Annotated in this window: 25 protein-coding genes; 17 read left to right on the plus strand and 8 right to left on the minus strand. The window is 60.2% G+C overall.

From position 1 onward, the window contains the following. The first annotated feature begins 2 nt into the window (after positions 1-2). The 5 genes from nuoJ (at position 3) to nuoN (ending at position 5764) form a co-directional block, all read left to right on the plus strand. A complete protein-coding gene (gene nuoJ, locus IM294_RS16695; protein ID WP_008500212.1) occupies positions 3-557 on the plus strand; it encodes an NADH-quinone oxidoreductase subunit J in 555 nt (184 codons plus the stop codon). Beyond that, complete coding sequence (nuoK, locus tag IM294_RS16700) at positions 554-856, plus strand: NADH-quinone oxidoreductase subunit NuoK (RefSeq protein WP_003861496.1); 303 nt, start codon at positions 554-556, stop codon at positions 854-856. The genes nuoJ and nuoK overlap by 4 nt, the downstream gene beginning before the upstream one ends. Beyond that, positions 853-2694, plus strand: coding sequence for an NADH-quinone oxidoreductase subunit L (gene nuoL / locus IM294_RS16705; RefSeq protein WP_023325763.1), 1842 nt, complete (start codon positions 853-855; stop codon positions 2692-2694). Before nuoK ends, nuoL begins: the two co-directional genes overlap by 4 nt. A 76-nt stretch (positions 2695-2770) precedes the next feature. Beyond that, positions 2771-4300 (plus strand): NADH-quinone oxidoreductase subunit M, encoded by a 1530-nt coding sequence (gene nuoM, locus IM294_RS16710; RefSeq protein ID WP_008500214.1) that lies wholly within the window; start codon positions 2771-2773, stop codon positions 4298-4300. 6 nt (positions 4301-4306) lie between these two features. Next, complete coding sequence (gene nuoN, locus IM294_RS16715) at positions 4307-5764, plus strand: NADH-quinone oxidoreductase subunit NuoN (protein WP_028013929.1); 1458 nt, start codon at positions 4307-4309, stop codon at positions 5762-5764. A 91-nt stretch (positions 5765-5855) separates the two neighbouring features. Here the strand turns inward: nuoN and IM294_RS16720 are convergent, their stop codons facing one another. Both IM294_RS16720 and rbn read right to left on the minus strand, forming a co-directional pair. Then, entirely contained in the window at positions 5856-6860 is a 1005-nt protein-coding gene (locus tag IM294_RS16720) for a chemotaxis protein (RefSeq protein WP_028013927.1), read from the minus strand. 64 nt (positions 6861-6924) lie between these two features. Beyond that, positions 6925-7842, minus strand: coding sequence for a ribonuclease BN (gene rbn, locus IM294_RS16725; RefSeq protein WP_126818184.1), 918 nt, complete (start codon positions 7840-7842; stop codon positions 6925-6927). Positions 7843-7913: 71 nt separating this feature from the next. Between rbn and IM294_RS16730 the strand changes: the two genes are divergently transcribed. The 8 genes from IM294_RS16730 to menE all read left to right on the plus strand — a co-directional run bounded on the left by IM294_RS16730 (position 7914) and on the right by menE (position 15824). Continuing rightward, on the plus strand, positions 7914-8375 hold the full coding sequence (locus tag IM294_RS16730; RefSeq protein ID WP_045259696.1) for a GNAT family N-acetyltransferase: 462 nt from the start codon (positions 7914-7916) through the stop codon (positions 8373-8375). 53 nt (positions 8376-8428) lie between these two features. Next, on the plus strand, positions 8429-8734 hold the full coding sequence (elaB, locus tag IM294_RS16735; RefSeq protein WP_028013924.1) for a stress response protein ElaB: 306 nt from the start codon (positions 8429-8431) through the stop codon (positions 8732-8734). Positions 8735-8819: 85 nt separating this feature from the next. Continuing rightward, complete coding sequence (gene menF / locus IM294_RS16740) at positions 8820-10115, plus strand: isochorismate synthase MenF (RefSeq protein WP_193360366.1); 1296 nt, start codon at positions 8820-8822, stop codon at positions 10113-10115. 88 nt (positions 10116-10203) lie between these two features. After that, positions 10204-11874 carry a 2-succinyl-5-enolpyruvyl-6-hydroxy-3-cyclohexene-1-carboxylic-acid synthase gene (gene menD, locus IM294_RS16745; RefSeq protein WP_126818185.1) on the plus strand — a complete coding sequence of 557 codons (1671 nt, stop codon included), beginning with the start codon at positions 10204-10206 and terminating at the stop codon, positions 11872-11874. Then, positions 11871-12647, plus strand: a complete 777-nt coding sequence (gene menH, locus IM294_RS16750; RefSeq protein WP_126818186.1) for a 2-succinyl-6-hydroxy-2,4-cyclohexadiene-1-carboxylate synthase — start codon at positions 11871-11873, stop codon at positions 12645-12647. The genes menD and menH overlap by 4 nt, the downstream gene beginning before the upstream one ends. Continuing rightward, the gene (menB, locus tag IM294_RS16755) at positions 12644-13501 is read left to right on the plus strand and encodes a 1,4-dihydroxy-2-naphthoyl-CoA synthase (protein ID WP_045351809.1); all 858 of its coding nucleotides are present in this window, start codon (positions 12644-12646) and stop codon (positions 13499-13501) included. The genes menH and menB overlap by 4 nt, the downstream gene beginning before the upstream one ends. After that, positions 13501-14466: an o-succinylbenzoate synthase gene (gene menC, locus IM294_RS16760; RefSeq protein WP_126818187.1), complete on the plus strand. Its 966-nt coding sequence runs from the start codon at positions 13501-13503 to the stop codon at positions 14464-14466. Before menB ends, menC begins: the two co-directional genes overlap by 1 nt. Further along, a complete protein-coding gene (gene menE / locus IM294_RS16765) occupies positions 14463-15824 on the plus strand; it encodes an o-succinylbenzoate--CoA ligase (RefSeq protein ID WP_193360367.1) in 1362 nt (453 codons plus the stop codon). Before menC ends, menE begins: the two co-directional genes overlap by 4 nt. Here menE and IM294_RS16770 read toward each other — a convergent pair whose 3' ends face one another. The 3 genes from IM294_RS16770 to IM294_RS16780 are packed head-to-tail and all read right to left on the minus strand — an operon-like array spanning position 15825 to position 18774. Then, positions 15825-17339, minus strand: coding sequence for a tripartite tricarboxylate transporter permease (locus tag IM294_RS16770; protein ID WP_193360368.1), 1515 nt, complete (start codon positions 17337-17339; stop codon positions 15825-15827). It abuts the gene before it with no gap. An 11-nt stretch (positions 17340-17350) separates the two neighbouring features. Next, the gene (locus tag IM294_RS16775) at positions 17351-17782 is read right to left on the minus strand and encodes a tripartite tricarboxylate transporter TctB family protein (protein ID WP_126818190.1); all 432 of its coding nucleotides are present in this window, start codon (positions 17780-17782) and stop codon (positions 17351-17353) included. A gap of 11 nt (positions 17783-17793) precedes the next feature. Then, positions 17794-18774, minus strand: coding sequence for a tripartite tricarboxylate transporter substrate binding protein (locus tag IM294_RS16780; protein ID WP_126818191.1), 981 nt, complete (start codon positions 18772-18774; stop codon positions 17794-17796). 137 nt (positions 18775-18911) lie between these two features. On the opposite strand from IM294_RS16780, the gene tctD reads away from it, so the two are divergent. From tctD to IM294_RS16800, 4 genes are all read left to right on the plus strand, one after another. Then, positions 18912-19586 (plus strand): transcriptional regulator TctD, encoded by a 675-nt coding sequence (gene tctD / locus IM294_RS16785; RefSeq protein WP_028013915.1) that lies wholly within the window; start codon positions 18912-18914, stop codon positions 19584-19586. After that, positions 19573-20982, plus strand: a complete 1410-nt coding sequence (locus IM294_RS16790; protein WP_126818192.1) for a sensor histidine kinase — start codon at positions 19573-19575, stop codon at positions 20980-20982. Before tctD ends, IM294_RS16790 begins: the two co-directional genes overlap by 14 nt. Positions 20983-21110: 128 nt before the next feature. Beyond that, positions 21111-21650, plus strand: coding sequence for a YfaZ family outer membrane protein (locus tag IM294_RS16795; RefSeq protein ID WP_047367983.1), 540 nt, complete (start codon positions 21111-21113; stop codon positions 21648-21650). Between the two features lie 93 nt (positions 21651-21743). Beyond that, positions 21744-22943 carry a nicotinamide mononucleotide deamidase-related protein YfaY gene (locus IM294_RS16800; protein ID WP_126818193.1) on the plus strand — a complete coding sequence of 400 codons (1200 nt, stop codon included), beginning with the start codon at positions 21744-21746 and terminating at the stop codon, positions 22941-22943. A 33-nt stretch (positions 22944-22976) separates the two neighbouring features. Here the strand turns inward: IM294_RS16800 and glpC are convergent, their stop codons facing one another. Genes glpC through glpA form a run of 3 tightly spaced genes read right to left on the minus strand, consistent with a single transcriptional unit; the run spans position 22977 to position 26999 of the window. Further along, positions 22977-24167 (minus strand): anaerobic glycerol-3-phosphate dehydrogenase subunit GlpC, encoded by a 1191-nt coding sequence (gene glpC, locus IM294_RS16805; RefSeq protein WP_126818194.1) that lies wholly within the window; start codon positions 24165-24167, stop codon positions 22977-22979. Continuing rightward, positions 24164-25381 (minus strand): glycerol-3-phosphate dehydrogenase subunit GlpB, encoded by a 1218-nt coding sequence (glpB, locus tag IM294_RS16810; protein WP_126818195.1) that lies wholly within the window; start codon positions 25379-25381, stop codon positions 24164-24166. Before glpB ends, glpC begins: the two co-directional genes overlap by 4 nt. After that, a complete protein-coding gene (glpA, locus tag IM294_RS16815) occupies positions 25371-26999 on the minus strand; it encodes an anaerobic glycerol-3-phosphate dehydrogenase subunit A (RefSeq protein WP_028013909.1) in 1629 nt (542 codons plus the stop codon). The genes glpB and glpA overlap by 11 nt, the downstream gene beginning before the upstream one ends.

Below are 26999 nucleotides of genomic sequence, written 5' to 3' on the forward strand. Positions count from 1 at the left end.
CAATGGAATTCGCTTTTTATATCTGTGGCCTTATCGCCATCCTGGCTACGCTGCGAGTGATTACGCACACCAATCCGGTGCATGCGCTGCTGTACTTAATCATTTCGCTGCTGGCCATTTCCGGGGTGTTCTTCGCGCTGGGCGCGCACTTCGCCGGTGCGCTGGAGATCATCGTTTACGCCGGGGCCATCATGGTGCTGTTCGTGTTCGTCGTGATGATGCTGAACCTGGGCGGCTCTGAAATTGAGCAGGAACGTCAGTGGTTAAAACCGCAGGTGTGGATTGGCCCGGCAATTTTGTCGGCCATCATGCTGGTGGTGATCGTTTACGCCATTCTGGGCGTCAACGATCAGGGCATCGACGGCACGCCAATTGGTGCGAAAGAGGTGGGTATCACGCTCTTTGGCCCATACGTTCTGGCGGTGGAACTGGCCTCTATGCTGCTGCTGGCAGGCCTGGTTGTGGCTTTCCACGTTGGCCGCGAAGAGCGTGCTGGCGAGGTGCTGAGCAACCGCACTGACGACCGCGCGAAAAGAAAAACGGAGGAGCGCGCATGATCCCCTTAACACATGGACTGATCCTCGCTGCGATTTTATTCGTTCTGGGTCTGACCGGTCTGGTTATCCGCCGCAATCTGCTGTTTATGCTGATCGGCCTGGAAATCATGATTAACGCCTCCGCGCTGGCCTTCGTGGTCGCCGGAAGCTACTGGGGCCAGACCGATGGTCAGGTGATGTACATTCTCGCCATCAGCCTCGCGGCTGCTGAAGCGAGTATTGGCCTGGCGCTGTTGCTGCAGCTCCATCGTCGCCGCCAGAATCTGAACATCGATTCAGTAAGTGAGTTGCGTGGATGAACATGCTTGCCTTAACCATTATTTTTCCGCTGATTGGCTTCGTGCTGCTGGCGTTTTCTCGCGGCCGCTGGTCTGAGAATCTGTCCGCGACCGTTGGCATGGGCTCTGTCGGCCTGGCCGCGCTGGTCACAGCGTATGCGGGTATCGACTTCTTTAACAACGGACGCCAGCCTTTCAGCGTGCCGCTGTGGACCTGGATGTCGGTCGGTGATTTCAACATCGGTTTCAACCTGGTGCTGGACGGTCTCTCGCTGACCATGCTCTCCGTGGTCACCGGCGTCGGCTTCCTGATCCACATGTTTGCCTCCTGGTATATGCGCGGTGAAGAGGGTTACTCCCGCTTCTTCGCCTACACCAACCTGTTTATTGCCAGCATGGTCGTTCTGGTGCTGGCCGATAACCTGCTGCTGATGTATCTGGGCTGGGAAGGCGTGGGCCTGTGCTCTTACCTGCTGATCGGTTTCTACTATACCGATCCGAAGAATGGCGCAGCGGCCATGAAAGCGTTCGTCGTGACCCGCGTGGGTGACGTCTTCCTCGCGTTCGCGCTGTTCATTCTTTACAACGAACTGGGCACGCTGAACTTCCGCGAAATGGTGGAACTGGCGCCAGCACACTTCGCCGCAGGCAACAACATGCTGTGGTGGGCAACGCTGATGCTGCTGGGTGGTGCCGTGGGTAAATCCGCGCAGCTGCCGCTGCAGACATGGCTTGCCGACGCGATGGCGGGTCCAACCCCTGTCTCCGCGCTGATCCACGCCGCGACCATGGTTACCGCCGGTGTCTACCTGATTGCGCGTACCCATGGCCTGTTCCTGATGACTCCGGAAATTCTGCATCTGGTGGGTATCGTCGGTGCGGTCACGCTGGTGCTGGCAGGCTTTGCCGCGCTGGTTCAGACCGACATCAAGCGCGTTCTCGCGTACTCCACCATGAGCCAGATTGGCTACATGTTCCTCGCGCTGGGCGTTCAGGCGTGGGACGCGGCCATTTTCCACCTGATGACGCACGCGTTCTTCAAAGCGCTGCTGTTCCTCTCATCCGGTTCGGTGATTCTGGCCTGCCATCACGAGCAGAACATCTTCAAGATGGGCGGACTGCGTAAGTCCATCCCGCTGGTCTATGTCTGCTTCCTGGTGGGCGGCGCGGCGCTGGCGGCACTGCCGCTGATCACCGCGGGCTTCTTCAGTAAGGACGAAATCCTTGCGGGTGCCATGGCGAATGGTCATATCAATCTGATGGTTGCGGGTCTGGTCGGTGCGTTCATGACTTCCCTGTATACCTTCCGTATGATTTTCATCGTATTCCACGGTAAAGAACAAATTCACGCTCACGCAGGGAAGGGGATTACCCACCACCTGCCGCTGATTGTGCTGCTGGTACTGTCCACCTTCGTTGGCGCGATGATTGTGCCACCGTTGCAGGGCGTACTGCCAGACACCACCGAGCTTGAGCACGGTCGCGTTCTGACGCTTGAAATCACCTCCGGTGTGGTCGCTATCGCGGGTATCCTGATTGCGGCATGGCTGTGGCTGGGCAAACGTACGCTGGTCACTGCCGTGGCCAACAGTGCGCCGGGCCGCCTGCTTGGCACCTGGTGGTACAACGCGTGGGGCTTCGACTGGCTGTACGACATGATCTTCGTTAAGCCGTTCCTGGGCATTGCGTGGCTGCTGAAGCGCGACCCGCTGAACAGCCTGATGAACATCCCGGCGATCCTCTCCCGCTTTGCAGGTAAAGGCCTGCTGTACAGCGAGAACGGTTACCTGCGCTGGTATGTGGCGTCCATGAGCATTGGTGCGGTTGTCGTGCTGGCGCTGCTGATGGTATTGCGTTGATCGTTAAGTGAATTTTATTCGAATTCGTTGAAAATCAGGCCCCTGCTGGGGGCCTTAAAAAGGAATGTAAATCGCCATGTTACTACCCTGGCTAATATTAATTCCCTTCATCGGCGGCTTCCTGTGCTGGCAGACCGAACGCTTTGGCGTGAAGATGCCGCGCTGGATCGCGCTGATCACCATGGGATTGACGCTCGCGCTTGGCCTGCAACTGTGGTTGCAGGGCGGTTACTCACTGACCCAGTCTGCGGGCATTCCGCAGTGGCAGTCTGAGTTCATCCTGCCGTGGATCCCGCGTTTCGGCATTACGATCCACCTGGCGATTGACGGTCTGTCGCTGCTGATGGTGGTGCTGACCGGTCTGCTCGGCGTTCTGGCGGTACTCTGCTCCTGGCGAGAAATCGAAAAATACCAGGGCTTCTTCCACCTGAACCTGATGTGGATCCTGGGCGGCGTGATCGGCGTGTTCCTTGCCATCGACATGTTCCTGTTCTTCTTCTTCTGGGAGATGATGCTGGTGCCGATGTACTTCCTGATCGCGCTGTGGGGCCACAAGGCGTCCGACGGTAAAACGCGTATCACGGCGGCAACCAAGTTCTTCATCTATACCCAGGCGAGCGGTCTGGTAATGCTGATTGCCATTCTGGCGCTGGTGTTCGTTCATCACAACGCAACCGGCACCTGGACCTTCAACTATGAAGACCTGCTGAAGACCCCGATGTCACACGGCGTTGAATACCTGCTGATGCTGGGCTTCTTCATTGCCTTCGCGGTGAAAATGCCGGTGGTTCCTCTGCACGGCTGGCTGCCAGACGCGCACTCCCAGGCACCAACGGCGGGTTCCGTTGACCTGGCGGGCATCCTGCTGAAAACGGCGGCCTACGGTCTGCTGCGTTTCGCACTGCCGCTGTTCCCGAATGCCTCCGCGGAGTTCGCACCGATTGCCATGTGGCTGGGTGTGATCGGTATCTTCTACGGTGCCTGGATGGCCTTCACGCAATACGACATCAAGCGTCTGATTGCTTATACCTCCGTTTCCCACATGGGCTTCGTGCTGATTGCTATCTACACCGGCAGCCAGCTGGCGTACCAGGGCGCGGTGATCCAGATGATTGCGCACGGTCTGTCCGCAGCCGGTCTCTTCATCCTGTGCGGCCAGCTGTACGAACGTCTGCATACCCGCGACATGCGTATGATGGGTGGTCTGTGGAGCAAAATTAAATGGCTGCCAGCGCTCTCCATGTTCTTCGCGGTGGCTACCCTGGGAATGCCGGGCACCGGTAACTTCGTCGGCGAATTCATGATTCTGTTCGGCAGCTTCAAAGTGGTACCGGTGATTACCGTGATCTCCACCTTTGGTCTGGTGTTCGCTTCCGTTTACTCGCTGGCGATGCTGCACCGCGCTTACTTCGGTAAAGCGAAGAGCGAAATTGCTGCACAAGAACTGCCGGGGATGTCGCTGCGTGAGCTGTTCATCATCCTGCTGCTGGTCGTACTGCTGGTGCTGTTGGGCTTCTTCCCGCAGCCGATTCTGGATACCTCGCACAGCGCGATGGGCAATATCCAGCAGTGGTTTGTTAATTCTGTTTCTACTACAAGGCCGTAATTCGCCATGACAATAACTCCACAACAACTGATCGCGCTGCTACCGCTGCTGATCGTCGGATTGACGGTGGTGGTTGTGATGCTCTCCATTGCGTGGCGACGCAATCACTTCCTGAATGCCACGCTGTCGGTCATCGGCCTGAATGCCGCGTTAGTCTCACTCTGGTTTGTTGGCCAGGGCGGGGCGATGGACGTCACCCCGCTGATGCGCGTTGACGGTTACGCCATGCTGTATACCGGGCTGGTGCTGCTGGCGAGCCTGGCAACCTGTACCTTTGCTTACCCGTGGCTCGAAGGCTACAACGACAACAAAGAAGAGTTTTACCTGCTGGTACTGATTGCCGCGCTGGGCGGCATTCTGCTGGCGAATGCCAACCATCTGGCCGCGCTGTTCCTCGGTATTGAGCTGATCTCTCTGCCGCTGTTCGGCCTGATTGGTTACGCCTTCCGTCAGAAGCGCTCTCTGGAAGCGAGCATCAAGTACACCATTCTGTCTGCTGCCGCGTCATCCTTCCTGCTGTTTGGTATTGCGCTGCTGTACGCTCAGTCCGGTAACCTCTCCTTCATGGCGCTCGGCAAGAGCCTCGGCGACGGCATGCTCCATGAGCCGCTGCTGCTGGCGGGTCTGGGCATGATGATCGTTGGCCTCGGCTTCAAGCTCTCTCTGGTTCCGTTCCACCTGTGGACGCCAGACGTATACCAGGGTGCGCCTGCTCCGGTGTCGACCTTCCTGGCGACGGCGAGCAAAATCGCTATCTTCGGTGTGGTCATGCGTCTGTTCCTGTACGCGCCGGTGGGTGATAGTGAAGCCGTTCGCGTGGTGCTGGGCATCATCGCGTTCGTCTCCATCATCTTCGGTAACCTGATGGCGCTGAGCCAGACCAACATCAAGCGTCTGCTGGGCTACTCGTCCATCTCTCATCTGGGCTACCTGCTGGTGGCGCTGATTGCGCTGCAGAGCGGTGAGATGTCGATGGAAGCCGTGGGCGTGTATCTGGCCGGTTACCTGTTCAGCAGCCTCGGCGCCTTCGGCGTGGTAAGCCTGATGTCCAGCCCGTACCGTGGTCCGGATGCCGATTCACTGTTCTCCTACCGTGGTCTGTTCTGGCACCGTCCAATTCTGTCCGCGGTAATGACCGTGATGATGCTCTCTCTGGCGGGTATCCCGATGACGCTGGGCTTTATCGGTAAGTTCTACGTGCTGGCCGTCGGTGTGCAGGCGCACCTGTGGTGGCTGACTGCCGGTGTCGTTATCGGCTCCGCGATTGGCCTCTACTACTACCTGCGCGTGGCCGTGAGCCTGTACCTGAGCGCGCCTCAACAGCTCAACCGCGATGCTCCAGGCAACTGGCAGTACAGCGCCGGTGGTATCGTGGTGCTAATCTCCGCGCTGCTGGTGCTGATCTTCGGTATCTATCCGCAGCCGCTGATTGATATCGTGCAGCGAGCGATGCCATTAATGTAAAAACAAAAAACCCGCCTTGGCGGGTTTTTTATGGTTTGCGCCCTCTCCCTGTGGGAGAGGGATGGGGTGAGGGCACCAGCCCGCACAGGACTTAAGCCAGCTGCTTCCGGCTAATCAACGGCCCGCCAATCTTCTTCATCGAACGATCCAGCACTTCCTCAATCACCGACGACAGCTCGTTCAGCTCAAACTTCGCCACGTACCCGTCCGCCTTCACCTTGCGAATATGATCTTCGTTGGCGTTGCCGGAAAGGGAGGAGTGGATCACTACCGGAATATCCTTCAGAACCGGGTCGGTTTTGATTTTGCGCGTCAGCGTAAATCCGTCCATCTCCGGCATTTCGAGGTCGGTCAGCACCAGCGCGATCTTATCGGTGATCGGCACGCCCTCAGCCTGCGCCTGTGCGGCCAGGACGCCAATTTTTTCCCACGCGTCTTTGCCGGTGATGTGCAGCTGCGCTGGGATCTCCATCGCCTGCAGACCTTTCTCCAGCATCGAACGCGCCACTTTGGAATCTTCCGCCACAATCGCGACTGCGCCCGGCTTGATGTTGAACTTGGTGGTTTTCAGATTGGTGGCGTGCAGATCGTGGTTGGCCGGGGTGATGTCATAGAGGATCTGCTCAACGTCCAGCACCATCGCCAGATCGTTGGTATCCGTTTTCTCATCCAGGCAGGCAATGCTGGTGATATAGCGGCCGCTGACGGCGGTCTCCGCCGCGTGCACCTGCTTCCAGTCCAGACGCATGATGTTTTCAACCGACTCCACGGCAAAGGCCTGCACGCTGCGGGCATATTCGGTGATAAGCAGGATGTTCAGCCCGGTGGTAGGCTTACAGCCCGCCACGGCGGCCAGGTCGATCACCGGGATCACCTGATCGCGAATATTCACCATCCCCATCAGCGGTGATTTCATCCCGGCGGGTTTTGTGAATTCCGGCATCGGCACAATTTCACGCAGCTTAAAGACGTTAATGCCAAACAGCTCGGATTTATTTTCGTTCAGAGAGGTGCCAAGACGGAACAGCAACAGTTCAAAACGGTTCGACAGGGTGAGATTCGCCCTGTCATCAATATCTTTCTGGAAATTATCCATTCTACCCTCGAGAGAAATGCTGACCTTTTAATCGTTATCGGCATTCTGAGAGAAAAATGAAGGGCTAAACGCTGACCTTAGCGAAATCTTCGGCCAGCTCGCACGCCGGGAACACCGCCAGGCACTCTGCCAGCAGGCTTGCACACCCCCGCGCGTCGTAGCGGGAACTGACGTGAGTGACGATCAGCCTCCCGACGCCCGCGTCGCGGGCAAGCTGCGCCGCCTGACGCGTTGAGCTATGGCCGCGGCCGTTGGCTTTCTCTTCCATCGTCGTTTCCAGCGTGGCTTCGTGCACCATCACGTCAACGCCCCGGGCAAGCTGAAGGGCGGCAGGGCACGGCGCCGTGTCGCCAAAGATAGCCAGCTTCTTGCCCGGCTCGGGCGCGGCGAGATAATCCTGACCGTTGATGACGCGACCGTCCTCCAGCGTGACGGTCTCGCCGTGCTTCAGGCGCTGGAACAGCGGTCCGGGTTTTATGCCAGCGGCCATCAGCGCGGCGGCGTCCAGCGCGCCGGGTTTGTCATGCGCTTCAATGCGATAGCCATAGCACTCAACGGGATGATTTAGCGGCTGAGCGCTCACCTTATAATCACCGTCATCGAAAACCAGGCCTTCGCTAATCTCAACGATCTCCAGCGGATAATCCGTCCATGATCCGCTCAGGCGCAGCGCGGTTTCAACAAATTCACGCACACCCGCAGGACCGTAAATCGTCAGCGGATTGGCGTTGCCGGCCATGGAGCGGCTGCACAGCAGGCCCGGCAGGCCAAACAGATGGTCGCCGTGCAGGTGAGTAATAAAAATTTTATCCAGCTTGCCGGGGTGATACGCGGTGTGCAGCAGTTGATGCTGCGTCCCTTCACCGCAGTCAAACAGCCACAGCCCGCCGCGGGTGGGGTGCTTAAGATCCAGCAGAATTGCCGTCACGTTTCGTGAGCGGGTTGGCACGCCAGCGGACGTACCCAGAAAAATCAGTTCCATAACGCAATCAGCCCTTTGCCGAACGGGGAGGGGTTTAGTATAACGTGATGAACCCCAGGAAGGAGAAAGAGATGATCCAGTGGCAAGATTTACATCATAGTGAGCTCACCGTTCATTCGCTCTACGCGCTGCTTAAACTGCGCTGCGAAGTGTTTGTGGTTGAACAGACGTGCCCGTATCAGGACATCGACGGCGATGACCTCGTTGGCGAAAACCGCCATATCCTCGGCTGGAAGGATAACGAGCTGGTGGCGTATGCGAGGATTCTGAAAAGCGAGGACGATGTCGAGCCCGTGGTGATAGGCCGCGTCATTATCAGCGGTAACGCTCGGGGTGAGAAACTGGGCTATCAGCTGATGGAAAAAACGCTGGAGTCATGCCAGAAACAGTGGCCGGACAAGGCGTTATACCTGGGCGCGCAGGCGCACCTGCAATCCTTCTACGGTCATTTCGGTTTTATGCCGGTCACCGAGGTGTACGACGAAGACGGTATTCCGCACATCGGCATGGCGCGGGAAGCGAAACAGGCATAATGGCGCGTCGTTGTCTATAGTTAGCGGACTGGTGTACTAACATGGAGAAAAATATGTCATTTCAATCCTGGGATACCCGTATCGACGACGACCTGACCTTACTGAGCGAAACGCTGGAAGAGGTGTTACGTTCCTCGGGCGACCCTGCCGATCAGAAGTATATCGAGCTGAAAGCCCGTGCCGAGCAGGCGCTCCACGACGTTAAAAACCGCGTCAGCCATGCGTCTGATACTTACTACTACCGCGCCAAAAAAGCGGTTTATCGTGCCGATGATTACGTCCATGAAAAACCGTGGCAGGGCATTGGGGTGGGCGCAGCCGTAGGGCTGGTGCTGGGTCTGCTGCTGGCCCGTCGTTAAGCCGTTTAACCACTCCCTATACGTGGGTACTGATATTTCTTATGGTACCCCGTATAATATGAGGTTTTAACAGGGAGAGGTTCGCGTGAATTCGATTTTCCTCGCGCTGGAACAATTGCGTAGCCATCTTTCGCAAGCGTTACCTGCCACATCCGGCCTGCGTCATTTCGACGTGTCTTTCCCGTTAAACGATGCCTTCGATCCCCTCGCCTGGCTGGGCGAGCAGCAGTGCTATCCCCAGTTTTACTGGCAACAGCGTAACGGCGATGAAGAGCTGGCCGCGCTGGGAGCGGTGGTCCAATTTTCCTCTCTGGCGTTAGCCTCGCAGTTTTTAAGTGCGCAACACGCCCCTGAAGATACCCGAATCTGCGGCCTGAACGCGTTTAACCCGGAGCAGGGCAGCCTCTTTTTACCGCGTCTGCTGTGGCGACGTACCGCTGGCAACGCCACGTTGCGTCTGCAGCTGTGGAGCGACAGCTCGCTTGAGGACGATGCCGACACCGCGCGGGCGTTCTTACAGCAACTGCTTCCCGCCAGACCGATCCGTCCGCTCTCCGTGCAGGTTGAGCGCGAAACCCATCACCCGGAAAAACCGCAATGGCTTAGCCTTATCGGCAAAGCGACAGAGACGATTGCACGCGGTGATTTCGAAAAGGTCGTTCTCGCCCGAGCAACCGACCTGCAGTGTAAACAGCGCGTTAACCCCGTCGCGCTGATGGCCGCCAGCCGCGCCCTGAATTTAAACTGCTATCATTTCTGCATGATATTCGACGCCAGCAACGCGTTTCTCGGCTCCACGCCCGAGCGTCTCTGGCGGCGGCGCGGCAAGCTGCTGCGCACCGAAGCGCTGGCGGGCACCGTCGCCAGCCATACTGACGATAAACAGGCGCAGCGTCTGGGCGAGTGGCTGCTGAATGACGATAAAAACCAGCGCGAAAATATGCTGGTGGTGGAAGATATCTGCCAGCGTCTTCAACACCATACGCAGACGCTGGAGGTGTTGCCGGCTCAGGTCGTCCGCCTGCGCAAAGTGCAGCACTTACGCCGCTGTATCTGGACCGAGCTCAAGCAGGCCGACGATGAGCTGTGCCTGCACGTGCTACAGCCGACGGCGGCGGTTGCCGGGCTTCCGCGACAGCCAGCGCGCGAGTTTATTCAGCACGTTGAACCCTTTAACCGCGAGTGGTACGCCGGTTCGGCCGGGTATTTATCCCCCCAACAAAGCGAATTCTGCGTGGCGCTGCGCTCGGCGCGCGTACAGGAAGACGCTCTGCGGCTTTACGCCGGAGCGGGCATTGTCAGCGGCTCTGACCCGGAGCAGGAGTGGCAGGAGATCGAAAACAAAGCCGCCGGATTGCACTCTCTGCTCCTAAGGGATTAATACTGATTCGCGCAATCCCGATTCATATCAAAATTCCAATTTTTTCTATTATTTATACTGTGTCGCATTCTTGATACCGGACAATCTCATGTCAGTAAGTTCTTTTAACCGACGCTGGGCGGCGGTGATCCTTGAAGCCCTGACGCGCCATGGCGTCAGGCACGTGTGTATTGCACCGGGTTCTCGCTCAACGCCGCTGACGCTGGCGGCGGCTGAAAACCGGGCGTTTGTTCACCACACCCACTTTGATGAGCGAGGCCTGGGGCATCTCGCGCTCGGGCTGGCGAAGGTCAGCAAAGAACCCGTGGCGGTGATTGTCACTTCCGGTACCGCCGTGGCGAACCTCTATCCGGCCCTGATTGAAGCCGGGTTAACCGGTGAAAAACTGATCCTGCTGACGGCCGACCGTCCGCCTGAGCTAATCGACTGCGGCGCCAATCAGGCTATTCGCCAGCCCGGACTTTTTTCTACGCACCCTTCGCAGACGGTTTCGTTACCGCGTCCCACCCAGGATATTCCTGCAAGCTGGCTGGTCTCCACCGTCGATCACGCCATGGCGACATTGCGCAGCGGGGCGCTGCATATCAACTGCCCGTTTGCCGAGCCGCTGTACGGCGAGCTGGACGATATCGGCCTTGACTGGCAGCGGTCGCTCGGCGAATGGTGGCAGAGCGAAAAGCCGTGGCTGCGCGAGCAGACGCATCTTGAGAGCGCGAAACAGCGCGACTGGTTCTTCTGGCGGCAGAAGCGAGGCGTGGTCATCGCCGGGCGCATGAGCGCCGCCGAAGGCAGGCTCGTCGCCGAATGGGCGCAAACCCTCGGCTGGCCGCTGATTGGCGACGTGCTTTCCCAGACCGGCCAGCCGCTGCCGTGCGCCGATCTCTGGCTGGGTAACGCGAAAGCGGTTACTGAGCTTTCGCAGGCGCAGATTGTGGTCCAGATCGGCGCAAGCCTGACCGGAAAACGTCTGCTGCAGTGGCAGGCGACCTGCACGCCGGAAGAGTACTGGGTGGTGGACGCGCTGGAAGGGCGGCTCGACCCGGCGCACCATCGCGGCCGTCGTCTGGTGAGCAAAATTGATAGCTGGCTGGAACTGCACCCGGCGGAAAAACGTCAGCCCTGGGCGGTGGCGATCCCTGAGCTGTCGCGTCAGGCGTGGGAAATCACCAAAGCGCGCTGTGAGACATTCAGCGAGGCCGGGCTGGCGCACCGTATTCGCCAATACCTGCCAGAACAGGGGCAGCTGTTTGTCGGTAACAGCCTGGTCGTGCGGCTGATCGATGCCTTTTCGAAGCTGCCGGCGGGCTACCCGGTGTACAGCAACCGCGGTGCCAGCGGCATCGACGGGCTGATCTCGACGGCGGCGGGGGTGCAGCGCGCCAGCGCGAAATCGACGCTGGCGATCGTGGGCGATCTTTCCGCGCTCTACGATCTCAACGCGCTGGCGCTACTGCGTCAGGCGTCCGCGCCGTTTGTGCTGATTGTGGTCAACAACAACGGCGGGCAGATTTTCTCCCTGTTGCCAACGCCCCAGAGCGAGCGCGAGCGCTTCTACCTGATGCCGCAGAACGTGCAGTTTGAACACGCCGCGGCGATGTTCAGCCTGAAATACCATCGCCCGGAAAGCTGGGAACAGCTGGAAGCGGCGTTAAGCACCGCCTGGAAGCAGCCGGGCGCGACGCTGATTGAGCTGGTGGTGAACGAGGCCGATGGCGCGCAGACACTGCAAAGCCTGCTGGCGCAGGTGAGCCAGCTGTGATCCTCTCGGGTGTGCAGCAGGCCGGAAAACCGGGCTATCCCTGGCTGGTCTTTTTGCACGGTTTTTCCGGCGACTGCCGCGAGTGGCAGTCTGTCGGGAAGCCACTCGGCGAGTATTCCCGGCTCTATCTTGACCTGCCGGGCCACGGTGCGTCCGGGGATATTGCCGTGACGGGGTTCGACGAGATGAGCACGTTACTTACCCGAACTCTGCTTAGTTACAACATACTGAACCACTGGCTGGTGGGGTACTCCCTCGGCGGCCGCATTGCGATGTTTCATGCCTGCCAGCAGCCAAAGGGGCTGCTGGGGGTGATCGTTGAAGGTGGACATCCGGGCCTGCAGGATGAGGATGAGCGTCACGCGCGGTGGACATCCGACCGCCGCTGGGCGACGCGTTTTTGCACCGAACCGCTGGAAAAGGTCTTTACCGACTGGTATCAACAGCCGGTATTTGCTTCCCTCACTGACCACCAGCGCAAGGCGCTTATTGCCCTGCGCAGCCAGAACAACGGCGCGACGCTGGCGAAGATGCTCGAAGCAACGTCGCTGGCCGTGCAGCCCGATTTGCGTGCCGCGATTAGCGTATGCAATTTCCCTTTTGACTATCTCTACGGTGAACGTGACCAGAAGTTCGCGGCCCTGGCCGCTGAACTGGACGCCGTTCGCCATGCGATTCCAAACGCCGGACACAACGCCCACCGGGAAAACCCCGACGCGGTTGCCGCGAGTCTGGCTCAGATACTGCGTCTTCGAATAAAGGACACTCTATGATCTATCCTGATGAACACATGCTTTATGCGCCGGTTGAATGGCAGGACTGCTCCGAAGGCTACACCGACATTCGTTACCACAAATCCGCCGACGGCATTGCCAAAATCACCATCAACCGTCCGCAGGTGCGTAACGCCTTCCGTCCGCTGACCGTCAAAGAGATGATTCAGGCCCTGGCGGATGCGCGCTACGACGACAATATCGGCGTGATCGTGCTGACCGGTGAAGGCGAGAAGGCCTTCTGCTCCGGTGGCGATCAGAAGGTGCGCGGCGACTACGGCGGATACCAGGACGATGCGGGTACGCACCACCTGAACGTGCTGGATTTCCAGCGCCAGATCCGCACCTGCCCGAAACCGGTTGTCGCGATGGTGGCGGGCTACTCCATCGGCGGCGGCCACGTGCTGCACATGATGTGCGACCTGACCATCGCTGCTGAAAACGCCATCTTCGGCCAGACCGGCCCGAAAGTGGGCTCCTTCGACGGCGGCTGGGGTGCCTCTTACATGGCGCGCATCGTCGGGCAGAAAAAAGCCCGCGAAATCTGGTTCCTGTGCCGCCAGTACAACGCACAGGAAGCGCTGGATATGGGCCTGGTGAATACCGTGGTGCCGCTTGCCGATCTCGAAAAAGAGACCGTGCGCTGGTGCCGAGAGATGCTGCAAAACAGCCCGATGGCGCTGCGCTGCCTGAAGGCGGCCCTGAACGCCGACTGTGACGGTCAGGCGGGTCTGCAGGAGCTGGCGGGCAACGCCACCATGCTGTTCTACATGACCGAAGAGGGTCAGGAAGGACGCAACGCGTTTAACGAAAAACGCCAGCCGGACTTCAGCAAATACAAACGGAACCCGTAATGCGTCGCGCGCAGGTTTACCGCTGGCAGATACCGATGGACGCGGGCGTGGTGCTGCGTGAACGGCGTTTAAAAACCCGTGACGGCTTCTTCGTGCATTTGCAGCAGGACGAGCAGGAAGGCTGGGGCGAGATTTCGCCTCTGCCGGGATTTAGCCTGGAGTCGCTGGATGAGGCGCAGTCTGCATTGCTGACGTGGGTAAAGGCGTGGCGTGAGGGCGCAAACCCGGCGTTACCGGACGCACCTTCCGCCGCCTTTGGCATCAGCTGCGCGCTGGCGGAGCTGGACGGTAGCCTGCCGGAAGAGGCTAACTATCGCGCGGCACCGCTCTGCACGGGCGACCCGGACGAGCTGTTCGCGCTGCTCGCCGCCATGCCGGGCGAGAAAGTGGCGAAAATCAAAGTCGGTCTCTACGAAGCGGTGCGTGACGGCATGGTCGCCAACCTGCTGCTGGAAGCAATTCCCGATCTGCACCTGCGTCTGGATGCCAACCGCGCGTGGACGCCGCTTAAGGCGCAGCAGTTCGCCAAGTACGTCAACCCGGCGTACCGCAGCCGCATTGCCTTCCTCGAAGAACCGTGCAAAACCCGCGATGACTCGCGCGCCTTTGCCCGCGAAACGGGGATCGCCATCGCCTGGGATGAAAGCCTGCGCGAGGACGATTTTGAATTTGTCGCCGAGCCCGGCGTCAGCGCGGTGGTGATTAAGCCGACGCTAACCGGCAGCCTGGCGAAGGTGCGCGAGCAGGTCTCGGCGGCGCACGCGCTGGGGCTGACGGCGGTGATCAGCTCGTCGATAGAGTCCAGCCTGGGGCTGACCCAGCTGGCGCGCATTGCCGCCTGGTTAACGCCGGACACGGTTCCCGGCCTCGACACGCTGAACCTGATGCAGGCTCAGCTTCTCCGCGAGTGGCCTGCCAGCACGCTGCCGTGCCTCGACGCAGAGGCGCTGGAGCCGTTGCTATGAGTTTTACCGACTGGCCCTGGCGTCACTGGCGCGCGCTTTTTGCCGATAAACCGGCCCTGAGGCTGAATGATGAAGCGCTCACCTGGCAGCAGTTGTGCGTGCGCGTCGACCGCCTTGCGGCAGGGTTTCACCAGCAGGGCGTGGCGGAGGGCGACGGCGTACTGCTGCTGGCCTATAACCACCCGCAAACGCTGCTGGCATGGCTGGCGCTGCTTCAGTGCGGGGCACGTATTCTTCCCGTTAATCCGCAGCTGCCGCGCCCGCTGCTCGACGTGCTGATCCCGCAGATGACGCTGCGCTTTGCGCTGGTGCTGGACGGCAGCTACGACGGCCTTCACGGCCTGAGCATGTGCGAGCCAGCGGATGCGTACTGCGCTGCGTGGCAGCCGTCGCGGCTGGCCACCATGACGCTCACCTCCGGCTCCACCGGGCTGCCGAAGGCGGCGGTGCATACCTGTGCCGCCCATCTTGCCAGCGCCCTCGGCGTGCTGTCGCTGATGCCCTACGGGGATAATGACGACTGGATGCTTTCGCTGCCGCTGTTTCACGTTTCCGGCCAGGGGATTTTATGGCGCTGGCTGCAGGCCGGTGCGCTCTTAACCGTGCGCGAGAAGCAGCCGCTGGAGCAGGCGCTACGCGGCTGCACCCACGCCTCGCTGGTGCCGACCCAGCTCTGGCGTCTCCTGAATAGCGAAAGCCACATCGCACTGAAAGCGGTGCTGCTCGGCGGGGCGGCCATTCCCGTGACGCTGACGCAAAAGGCCCGGGAACAGGGCGTTCGGACGTACTGCGGCTACGGCCTCACCGAGTTTGCCTCTACCGTCTGCGCAAAAGAGGCTGACGGCGATCCGGACGTGGGCCGTGCACTGCCGGGCAGAGAGGTGCAGGTCGTTAACGGTGAAGTCTGGATCAAAGCGCAGAGCATGGCTTCCGGCTACTGGCGGGACGGCGCCCTGATACCGCTGACCAACGCGCAAGGCTGGTTTGCCACTCGCGATCGTGGGGAATGGCATGGCGACCGTCTGACGATTTTAGGCCGCATGGACAATCTCTTTTTCAGCGGTGGAGAGGGGATCCAGCCGGAATCGCTGGAGCGCGTTATCGCCGCGCATCCGCAGATTAACCAGGTGTTTATCGTCCCGCTGGATGACGCCGAGTTTGGACAGCGTCCGGTGGCGGTGGTGGAGTGCGAGCCGGGAACGGATATCACCCGTTTCCCGACCTGGGTACAGGGCAGGCTGGCGCGCTTTGAGCAGCCCGTTCACTGGCTGGTGCTGCCGGCTGAGCTAAAAAATGGCGGGATTAAGATCTCCCGCCAGGCGTTAAAGCAGTGGGTCAATGCCCAGCTGTTGGTATAGTTAGCCGATATCCGGCTCCGGTTTGCGCTGGCGACGACGCAGCAGGCGCAACACCGGCGGCACCACAATCACCATGACCGCGAGCGCTAACAGAACCTTCGCGACGCTGCTGTCCCACAGTATCGACACATTACCGTTGCTGATGGACAGGGCGCGGCGCAGGTTCTGCTCCAGCATCTCACCCAGCACAAAGCCCAAAATCAGCGGAGACATTGGGAAGTGCATTTTTCGCAAGATGTAGCCGAACACGCCGAGGACCACCATCAGCACGAGGTCAAACGTGGTGCTGTGCACCGCGTAAACCCCCACCGCAGAGACGGCGGCAATGGCGGGCACCAGGAACCACAGCGGAATCGTCAGCATGCGGGTGAACAGCCCAATCAGCGGGATATTCATCACCAGCAGCATCACGTTGGCGATCAGCAGCGCGGCAATCAGCCCCCAGACAATATCAGGCTGCTCGGTAAACATCGCCGGGCCGGGCGTAATGTTATAGAGCGTCAGCGCGCCCATCATCACCGCCGTGGTGCCGGATCCCGGCACGCCCAGGGTCAGCATCGGGATAAACGAGCCGCAGGCCGAGGCGTTATTGGCCGCCTCAGGCGCGGCGACGCCGCGAATATCGCCTTTACCAAAGCTGTCGCTATTGCCGCTGATCTTCTTCTCGGTCATGTAGGTGATGGCGCTGGCGATAGTGGCCCCGGCGCCCGGCAGGATGCCGACGAAGAAGCCAATCACCGACGAGCGCAGCGTGGCGCCGATGCACTGCGCGCCCTCTTTAGCGCTGAAGAGCATCCGGCCGGTTTTGCGCACCAGCGTCTGCCCGCTGCTGGTATGCTCCAGCATCAGTAAGATCTCAGAGACAGAGAACAGGCCGATCACGACGACAATGAACTGCACGCCATCGGACAGGTGAACGCTGTCGAAGGTAAAGCGATAGACCCCGGTGTTGGCATCCACGCCGACGGTGGCTAACCCTAAGCCAATCAGCGCGGATAAAAACGACTTCAGCGGATTTTGCGCCATCATGCTGCCGAGGCAGGCAATGGCGAACACCATCAGGGCAAAATATTCTGCCGGACCAAACGCCAGCGACCACTGGGCCAGCGCAGGAGCGAACAGAATGATGCCGCCAATGGCAATCAGTGAGCCAAAGAATGAACTGACCGCAGAGATGGAGAGCGCCACGCCGCCGCGTCCCTGCCGCGCCATTGGGTAGCCGTCCAGCGCGGTCATGATCGCCGCCGCATCCCCCGGCACGTTAAGCAGGATCGACGAAATGCGTCCGCCATATTCACAGCCGATGTAGACCGTTGCCAGCAGGATCAGCGCCGATTCCGCAGGCAGATGCAGGGCAAACGCCAGCGGGAGTAAAATCGCCACGCCGTTGATCGGCCCAAGGCCCGGCAGCAGGCCGACAATCGTGCCCACGAAACAGCCGATCAGGGCGATCACCAGGTTTTCCGGGGTCATCGCCACGGCGAACCCCTGCGAGAGGTAAATCCAGGTATCCATAGCGTGCTCCGTTAATTAAGCCAGGCGCCGAGCGGTAACGTCACGTCCAGCAGGCGGTCAAAGGCGTACCACAGTAAAATCCCCATCACCACGCCAGAGATCCCCGCCACGGGGAGGGTGGCGTTAAACAGCATGCCGATGACCATCGTCAGAATGGCGGTCGCCACCGGGAAGCCGAGCCACTCAAAGCCCCAGGCATACATCAGCAGGACAATCACCATCACCAGCAGACGCTGCAGAATGCGACGCGGCGGCCACTCGACGGTATCCGGGTGGCGAAGCAGCAGCGCCACCGAGCAGAGCAGCATCAGGCCGACGATGCCCATCGGGAAAGGGCGGGGTCCCACGGGTTCATAGCTGTATTCGCTGTGGATCTGCCAGGCGACAAACATCCCGCCTACGCAGAGCAGCAGCCATATCCCGGCAAAAATACGATCGCTCATAGCGCCTCCGGTTATTTCGCCAGGCCAAAGGCTTTCGCCTGTTCGCGGTAGTCATTCACCTGTTTTTTGACGTACTCATCCAGTGGCTTACCGGTCAGGTTAAACTCAAACAGTCCGCGCAGATCGCGCTGTTTCTTAAATTCTTCCGTCTGCTGGAGTTTGTTGAACGCGTCGACCCACCACTGGTACTCGGCGTCGGTCACTTTTGGCCCGACGAAGAAGCCGCGGATGATCGGCCAGACCAGGTTATAACCCTGCTCTTTGGCGGTCGGGACGTTCGCCAGCTGGCCCGGCAGACGGTTTTCCGAGAAGACCGCCAGCACGCGGATTTTATCCCCGCTCAGGTACGGCACCATCTCGCTGAGATCGCCGGAAACGGCCTGAACGTGGTTGCCCATCAGCGCAGTGACCGGTTCGCCGCCACCCTCAAAGGCCACGTAGCGCATCTTGTGCGGGTCAACCTTCGCCTGCTGGGCGAGAAGGGCCGCTTTCATCCAGTCCTGGCTGCCGATAGACGCCCCTGCGCCAATCACCACGCTGTTCGGATCTTTTTCCATAGCGGTCAGCAGATCTTTCAGGGAATTCCACGGGGAATCGGCACGCACGGCAATCATTCCGTAGTCGGTGCCGACGGTCGCCAGCCAGCGCACGTCGTCCACACCGTAGCGGCCAAACTTGCCCTGCGACAGGTTCAGCAGCGAGCCGCCGGAGAAGGCCACCACCGTTCCCGCTTCCGCCGGACGTTGCGCGACAATCGCGTTATAGGCCACCGCGCCCACGCCGCCTGGCATGTAGGTGACGCGCATCGGTTTCTCAATGGCCTTCGTCTCCAGCAGGCTGACCTGAATAAGCTTGCAGGTGAGATCGAAACCGCCGCCCGGTTTGGCCGGGGCGATACATTCGGTACGGGACGGAGCGTCCTGGGCCTGAACGACAGAGGTACTCAACAGCAACACGCTTGCAGCAAGGGTAGAAAGTAATTGTTTTTTCATCGTTTATCCTCACGCCGGGGGTACGGGTCTTTTTTTCTGATTATGTGAACCACCTTGTAGCGGTTCCGTTGCGTGATTGTTAAAACAATAACCTTTCATTTCCCTTTCAACGGGACACCAACTTTACAGGATGTGACATGCGTCTCTTACTCGCAGAAGATAATCGTGAGCTGGCTCACTGGCTGGAGAAAGCGCTGGTGCAGGAAGGCTTTGCCGTGGACTGCGTCTCCGACGGACGTGCCGCCGACCATCTGCTGCAGGGTGAAAACTACGCGGTCGCTATTCTGGACATCGGCATGCCCGGTTTTGACGGCCTGGAAGTGGTCCACCGCCTCAGAAAACGGGGGCAGACGCTGCCGGTGCTGTTTCTTACCGCCCGCAGCAACGTGGCGGATCGGGTGAAGGGACTGAACGCCGGGGCAGATGACTATCTGCCAAAACCTTTTGAGCTGGAGGAGCTTGACGCGCGTCTGCGCGCCCTGTTGCGCCGAAGCGAGGGTCGAACGCAGGAGCGCCAGCGCCTTGGGGAGCTGGAGTATGACGACGAGGGCTTTTTCCTGCTGCGCGATGAACCGCTTTCCCTGACGCCGCGGGAGCTCTCTCTGCTGAAAGTGCTGATGCACCGCCGGACCCGTCCGGTTTCACGACAGCAGCTTTTCGACCAGGTGTTCAGCCTGAACGACGACGTCAGCCCTGAAAGCATCGATCTCTATATTCACCGGCTGCGTAAGAAGCTGACCGGCAGCGGCGTGCGGATAACCACCCTTCGGGGGCTTGGGTACGTGCTGGAGTGCGGCGATGAGGTGGGTTAAGCCGCAGTCGCTCTATCTGCAACTGTTGCTTTTCCTGGGTCTGCCGCTGCTGCTGCTGTGGGGATTGTCGGCCTTTAACAGCTACGTTAGCGCTCTGCAGGCGGCCACGCAGGCCTACGATCGCACGCTGTTATCCTCTGCCCGCACCATCTCCGAGCGGCTGGAGGTGCGCAACGGCAGGCTGGCGGTGGACGTGCCCTGGGTGGTGCTCGACAGCTTTGAGCTCAACATGAACGACCGGCTCTACTATAAGGTGGTCGACCCCGACGGAGGGGTGATCTCCGGCTATGACGATCTGCCGAAGATGCCGCCTGCGACGTCGCGCACCACGCTCTATCCGGCGCTGGCCTGGTTTTACCACACCGAATATCGCGGCCAGGCGATTCGGGTGGCGCGCCTGCTGCAGCCCGTCAATGAAGATAATGTTTTTGGCATGGCGGAGATTTACGTCGCCGAGACGCTCCAGTCCCGCCGCTATCTCGCCAGCCAGCTGCTCTTTTCATCCTGGGTTTCACAGGGGCTGCTGGTGCTGCTGACGCTGGTGCTGACCGCATGGCTGCTGCGCCGCGTGCTGCGCCCAATGCGCCAGCTTTCGTCACTGATGGTGCGGCGCGAGCCGGGCCTGCTCGCACCGCTGCCGGAGCTGCTGCCCTGGTCGGAGACCCGGCTGCTGATAGTCGCCTTTAACCGCTATATCGACCGGCTGCGCGGCGTGCTTTCGCGTCAGGAACGCTTTAACGCGGATGCGTCGCACCAGCTCAAAACGCCGCTGGCGGTGCTTAAAACCCAGGTCTCCGTCGCCCTCGCGCGTCAGGATCCCGCCCTGTGGCAGGAGAGCCTGCGGGCAATGAATGTCACCCTGGATGACACTATCGTGCTCACCGAGCGGCTGCTGCAGCTTTCAGCGGTGAAGGGAAAAGAGCAGGGGGATCGTCATTTTACGCCTGTGGATCTGGTTCAGGTGGTGCAGAACTGCTGCTTTTCCCGGCTGGCGCAGGCGCGGAGCAAGGCGATTGATTTAGGATATGACGGTGTACAGCAGCCGGTCACGATCGAAGGCGATGACGTTCTGCTGGGCGAGCTGTGCGCCAACCTGCTGGAGAACGCGATTAAATATACGCCTGCAGGCGGGACCGTGACCGTATTCCTGCGCGTGGATGGCGGCGCCGTTGAGCTGAGCGTTGAGGACAGCGGCCCCGGCATTGAAGAGGATCAGATCTACCAGGCGATGCAGCCTTTCCACCGTCTGGACAACGTCGGGAACGCCGCCGGTTCCGGGATTGGGCTGGCGCTGGCGGGGGATATCGTCCGGCTGCACCGCAGCCATTTACAGCTGACTCGCAGCGAAACGCTGGGTGGCCTTTGCGTCAAAATGCGCTTTCTGCTGCTTACGTAAAAAAGCCGGGGGTTTCAAATCGTTACAATCTTCCTGTCCGCCGCACGCAGAGTGCTTGATCCCCCGCAGACTCAGGTTAAAATCTCGCGGTTTTGGGGACTTCTCTATAATTATGCAGGATCGCGACAATGAAAAAAGTGGCATTACTGGGCCTCGGCCTGATGGTTGTATCTGCGGCGGCTAACGCCATTAGCATTAATGGTTCGGCGGGTCAGGACTATACCCACCTCGGTTTTGGCATGGGTACTGAGACCTCCGGTCTGGCAATGACCGGCGGCTGGACGCACAACGATGACGACGGCGACGCGGCAAGCCTCGGCCTCGGTCTGAATATTCCTCTTGGCCCATTCCTGGCCACCGTTGGCGGTAAAGGTATCTACACCAACCCAAATGACGGTGATGAAGGGTACGCAGCGGCAGTGGGCGGCGGCCTGCAGTGGAAAATTGGCGACAGCTTCGGCCTGTTTGGCGAGTACTACTACTCTCCGGATTCCCTCTCCAGCGGCATCGACAGCTATGAAGAAGCTAACGCCGGCGCGCGCTGGACCATCATGCGTCCGATTACCATCGAAGCGGGCTACCGTTATCTGAACCTGGCCGGTAAAGACGGCAACCGCGATAACGCGCTGGCTGACGGCCCGTACGTGGGCGTGAGCGCAGGCTTCTAATCGTTCCGGCGCGGCGTTCCGTCGCGCCAGTTTCTCTCATCTCCACCCCGCGTTTGCGCTATAGTGTTTTGACCAAATAAGCGGGAGAACACAATGATTAACGTGGAGATGTTATCCACCGGCGACGAAGTGCTGCACGGACAGATTATTGATACCAATGCTGCCTGGCTTGCCGATCTTTTCTTTGAGCAAGGATTACCGTTAACGCGCCGCAATACCGTGGGCGACAATCTGGAGTCACTGGTCGCTGTTCTGCGCGAGCGCAGTGAACAGTGCGACGTGCTGATCGTGAACGGCGGGCTCGGCCCCACCGGTGACGACCTCAGCGCGCTGGCCGCCGCGACCGCAAAAGGCGAAGGACTGGTGCTGCACGAGGCGTGGCTTTCGCAGATGGAGCGCTTTTTCACCGAACGTGGCCGCGTCATGGCCCCCAGCAACCGCAAGCAGGCTGAAATTCCCGCCAGCGCCGAGCTGGTTGATAACCCGGTCGGTACCGCATGCGGGTTTGCCATGCAGCTGAACCGCTGCCTGATGTTCTTCACGCCGGGCGTGCCCTCCGAATTTAAGGTAATGGTCGAGCAGCAGATCCTGCCGCGCCTTCGCCAGCGTTTTACTCTGCCTGAACCTCCGCTGTGCCTGCGCCTGACCACCTTTGGCCGCTCGGAAAGCGATCTGGCCCAGAGCCTTGACCACCTTCCGCTGCCGCCGGGCGTCTCCATGGGCTATCGCTCCTCTATGCCGATCATTGAACTCAAATTAACAGGACCGGCCACGCAGAAAGAGGCGATGCTGGCCCTGTGGCCTGAGGTGCAGCGCGTGGCGGGCGAAAGCCTGATTTTTGAAGGGACGGAAGGGTTGCCTGAGCAGATTGCAAAACATCTGCAGACTCGCCAGCTCAGCGTGACCTTAAGCGAGCAGTTCACCGGTGGCCTGCTGGCGCTGCAATTGTCGCGCGTCAACGCGCCGCTGCTCGCCAGCGAAGTGGTGCCGTTTCAGCAGGAGACCCTGGCGCAAACCGCCCGCTGGGCTTCCGAAAGAAGGGTGAAGCATTTTGCCGGTCTGGCGCTTTTTGTCGGCGGGCTGGATGAGGATTACCTCAACTTCGCGCTGGCGACGCCGGAAGGCACCTGGGCGCTGCGGGTAAAAATGAGCATCACCCGCCACAGCCTGGCGGTGCGTCAGGAGGTGTGCGCCATGATGGCGCTGAATATGCTGCGCCGCTGGCTCAACGGCAAAGAGGTCGCCAGCGAGCACGGCTGGATTAACGTTGTCGAGTCGCTGTTCGTTGAGTAATGCCTGTGCCGGGGCCTTTCGCCCCGGCAACGTTCAGCCCAGTGCTTTCGCCAGCAGGGTAATCGGATGTTCGCAGCGCTTGCTGGTGGACATCTCAATCTGCCATTTACAGGTTTCGCAGTCCGTCACCACGATATCCGCGCCGCTCTCTTCAATCTGGCGGAACAGCGGGGCGCCAATTGCCTGCGAGGTTTCGTAGTTTTCACGCTTAAAGCCGTAGGTGCCTGCGATGCCGCAGCAGCGCGAATCCAGCACCGTCAGCTCCAGCCCCGGAATTAACCGCAGCAGCTCCAGCGTATAAAGCGACCAGCCCATTTTCTCCATATGACACGGGGTGTGATAGACCACCTTCAGCGGCAATGTTCCCAGCGGCAACGTCTTTCCGCTGTCCAGCTTGCGCCAGAGGAAGCGCGTCGCCAGCTCGATGTGCTCTCGCAGGCCGGTGTTGTCCACGTCCAGCAGGTGCGGATACTCATCGCGCAGGGTGAAGGTGCAGGTGGACGACGTCGCCAGCACCGGCATGCCTTTATCGACAATCGCTTCGCGCAGGGAGGTGACGTTGCTTTTGGCCTGCCTGCGCGCTTTATCGGTAAACCCGTTGGCAATCAGCGGCACGCCGCAGCACTTCTCTTTGCTAAGCAGCTGTACGCCGGTTCCCATGGCGTTCAGCACCTTCAGCAGGTCTTTTCCCAGCTGCGGGTGGTTGTAGTTCACATAGCAGCCGTGGAAAAAGGCTACCCGATCGTCGTACTGCGCCTGCTGCTCCGCGACGGTTTTATACCAGCGACGGAAGGTGCCGTGAGAATATTTTGGCAGGCTGCGGTGATGGTCTATTTTAAGCGTGGCATCCAGCAGCTGACGCACCGGCTTGAGTGAGGTTGCGGCATTCACCAGCGGGGCAAACGGCGTGGAGACGCTGCCCATCAGATCGGTATGGCTCAGGATCGCATCGCGCAGTGACGGCTTTTGCGTGCTGTAGCGCGCCCGGGCGCGCTGGATGATGTCGCCGATTTTCACGTCCGACGGGCAGGCGACCTCGCAGCGCTTGCAGTTGATGCAGTATTTCAGCGCCTCGTCGTACAGCCTGCCGTCCTTCAGGCGCAGGCGCTCGCCGTCCGGCCCGGCCTGCTTTGGCCCAGGGTAGCGCGGGTTTACGCCGCTGACCGGGCAGACGGTGGTACAGACCGTGCATTTAATGCAGCTTTCGAAACGGGTGTCGTTCATTGTTCAGCCTCCACGCGCTGGATAATCTGCTCGGCTACATACAGCGCCGTGACGGCGCAAACCCCGCCGCCGCATCCCTGGGAGATCGGATCGTATCCGCCCAGCAGCGAGCCGATGGCAAAAAGATTACCGACGGGCATACCGGAAAGCTGCGGATGTAGCCGGTTATCGACAATTACGCCAAACTGCTGCCAGGGCTGCGGCGTGAAGAAATCACACTGATACCAGTCCGCGCGGGAAGCGGTTTGCCGCACATCCAGCCCCATAATTGCTTCCCGGATGCCCTCCCGGCTGCTCAGCAGCCCGTTGCTGAAGAAGCTCCCGCTCGCCAGCACCGTATAGCGGGCGCGAAGCGGAATATCCTCGTGGTTGCGCGTCCAGATTTCGTTCACCGCGCCGTCGGTCAGGGTGATTTTTTTCACCTCGTCACCCGCCATCCATATGCCGCCCTGCGCAACAAACTGGCGCTGAAGCTGGGTGTGCAGACGAATGCCGGGTACGGAAGGGGGAAGCGTCGGCAGTAAACCGAGCGTGCAGGGCAGACGATCCGAGAGCCAGCGCCAGAGCCGGTTGTCGTTTAAACCAAAGCAGGAGGGCATTAACAGGGCTTCGCAGGTTTCACCGAGCGGCCTGAGCGCGTCATACAGCAGCGGCCATTTGTCCTCGTTATCCAGAAAACGGGCGATATTCACCGCGCGAAACTCGCTCGGGTTATCGCGCAGGATATCCAGCTCGGGCAGCTCTATTTCTGCCGTGTCGGCGTTGATGCCCTGGCGACAGAGCGAGGCCGCCGCGAGATGGGGTTGAAAATCCAGAAAGCCGCTAATACCCACCACCCGCACTCGTCCCGCGCTGACGGGGGCCACGGGGACTTCCTCCGGGCTGAGCCACGCGGAGCGCAGGGTGCCGAGCGGCGTGATGCGCTGGTGATTTTGCCTGGCGCTTCCCTTCAGACGCGCGCCGCAGCCCGCCAGCAGCGCTTCGGCTTCCAGCGCAAAGCGGTCAATATGCTGCGCGCCAACCAGGTTATAGGGGTGCTCCGGCGGCAGCCTGTCGCGGTACGCTTCGTCCACCAGATCCAGCGATCCCGACGAGAAGTGCAGGGCGCTCTGGCCACGGGTGATAATGGCGCAGCGCAGCCCCTGCTTCGTGAGTTTGATGCCGCAGAGCAAGCCTGCCAGCCCGCCGCCGACGATTACGGTATCAAATTTCATCGTGTTGCTCCTTCTCCAGGCCGCAAAGCCCCTGATAGACCCAGCGGGTAAATTCGCTTTCGCGCAGAGCATCGCCCCAGGCGACAGGCTGAATGCCTTTCCAGCGCTCGTTCAAAAACGCGCTGAGCTGATCGAGCGACTGGGTGGCGGTGGTGGTATGAAAACGCTGCAGCAGCCCGGCGGCACGGCAGGCGCACAGCTCGCCCTGACAGGTCCCCATTCCGACGCGGGTGCGGCGGCGGAGATCCAACAGGCTGTTGACCGTCAGGTTCTCTACCGCGTACTGCACTTCGCCTGCGGTAACGGCTTCGCACTCGCACACCAGGCTGCGGCTCAGTCGTCCTTCACCGAGCCACTGCGGCGTCCTGTCGCCGTGGCGGTAGATGGCCGAACCGCGCAGCGGCGCGGGCAGGGAGATGATTTTTTGCAGCGTTTTTTCGGTAGACTGGCGCGATCCCGGCAACGGCTGTTCTGCGGTAACGCACGGTTCGGTATTTCCGAGCTTGCGGCACACGGCATCGGTCGCCCACTCGGCCATCAGCCGGTAGGTCATCAGCTTGCCGCCGGTAATGGTGATAAACCCGTCCATGCCGTCGCGCTCGGCGTGATCGAGCAGCACGATGCCCCGGCTGACGTTACGTCCGCTCGGATCGTTATCGCTGGCGACAAGGGGACGCACGCCCGCGTAGGCGCGCAGAATACGCGTCTGCGCCATCACCGGCGCCAGCTTTTCCCCTTCGCGCAGCAGAATATCCACTTCTTCGGCGGTGACCCGGTTGACGTCAATGTCGCTGTAGTCAACGTGCGTTGACGTCGTACCGATGAGCGAAATGGTGTCGCCCGGTACCAGAATGTCGGCGTCAGACGGTTTGCGGCAGCGGTTGATGACGTGGTTATTGATGCGGTGGTCAAGGATCAGCAGCGAACCTTTGGCCGGGAACATGCGGATGGATAAATCGGCGTATTCCGCGATGCGCTGGCCCCAGATCCCCGCCGCGTTGACCACCACGGCGGCGTGCAGCTCGCTGTGCTCGTTGTACTGCGTATCAAACACCCGCACGCCGCAGATGCGATGACCCTCGCGGATAAGCCCGGTCACTTCATGTCCGGTCAGAATGCGCGCGCCATGCTCGCGGGCGTCCAGCATGTTGGCGGCGGTCAGGCGGAACGGATCGACGGTGCCGTCAGGCACCTTCACCGCGCCGATCAGCGTCGGGTTCACCGACGGCTCCAGCCGCCGGGCCAGCGCCGGATCCATGGCCTCAGCCTGAATGCCCGCTGCAGTACAGGCGGTTATGAAGGTTGATTGAAAGGCGAGGTCATCTTCGGGAAGGGTAATAAAGAGGCCGTCGGTCGGCTCTATGCAGTGTCGGGCGATACGCTTGAGGATCTGGTTTTCAGCGATACATTCGCGCGCGGATTCACCGTCGGTGACCGCATACCGCGCGCCGCTGTGCAGCAGGCCGTGGTTACGCCCCGTCGCGCCGGTGGCAATATCGTGGCGCTCCAGAAGCGTGACGCTTAAGCCGCGGAGGGCGCAGTCGCGTGCGATGCCGGCGCCGGTTGCGCCACCGCCAATGATAATCACATCGCTGTAGCGTGGATCGTGAATTGTCAT

Origin of the sequence: Enterobacter cloacae complex sp. P43RS (assembly GCF_014930585.1) — a bacterium.
Lineage (GTDB): Bacteria > Pseudomonadota > Gammaproteobacteria > Enterobacterales > Enterobacteriaceae > Enterobacter > Enterobacter bugandensis.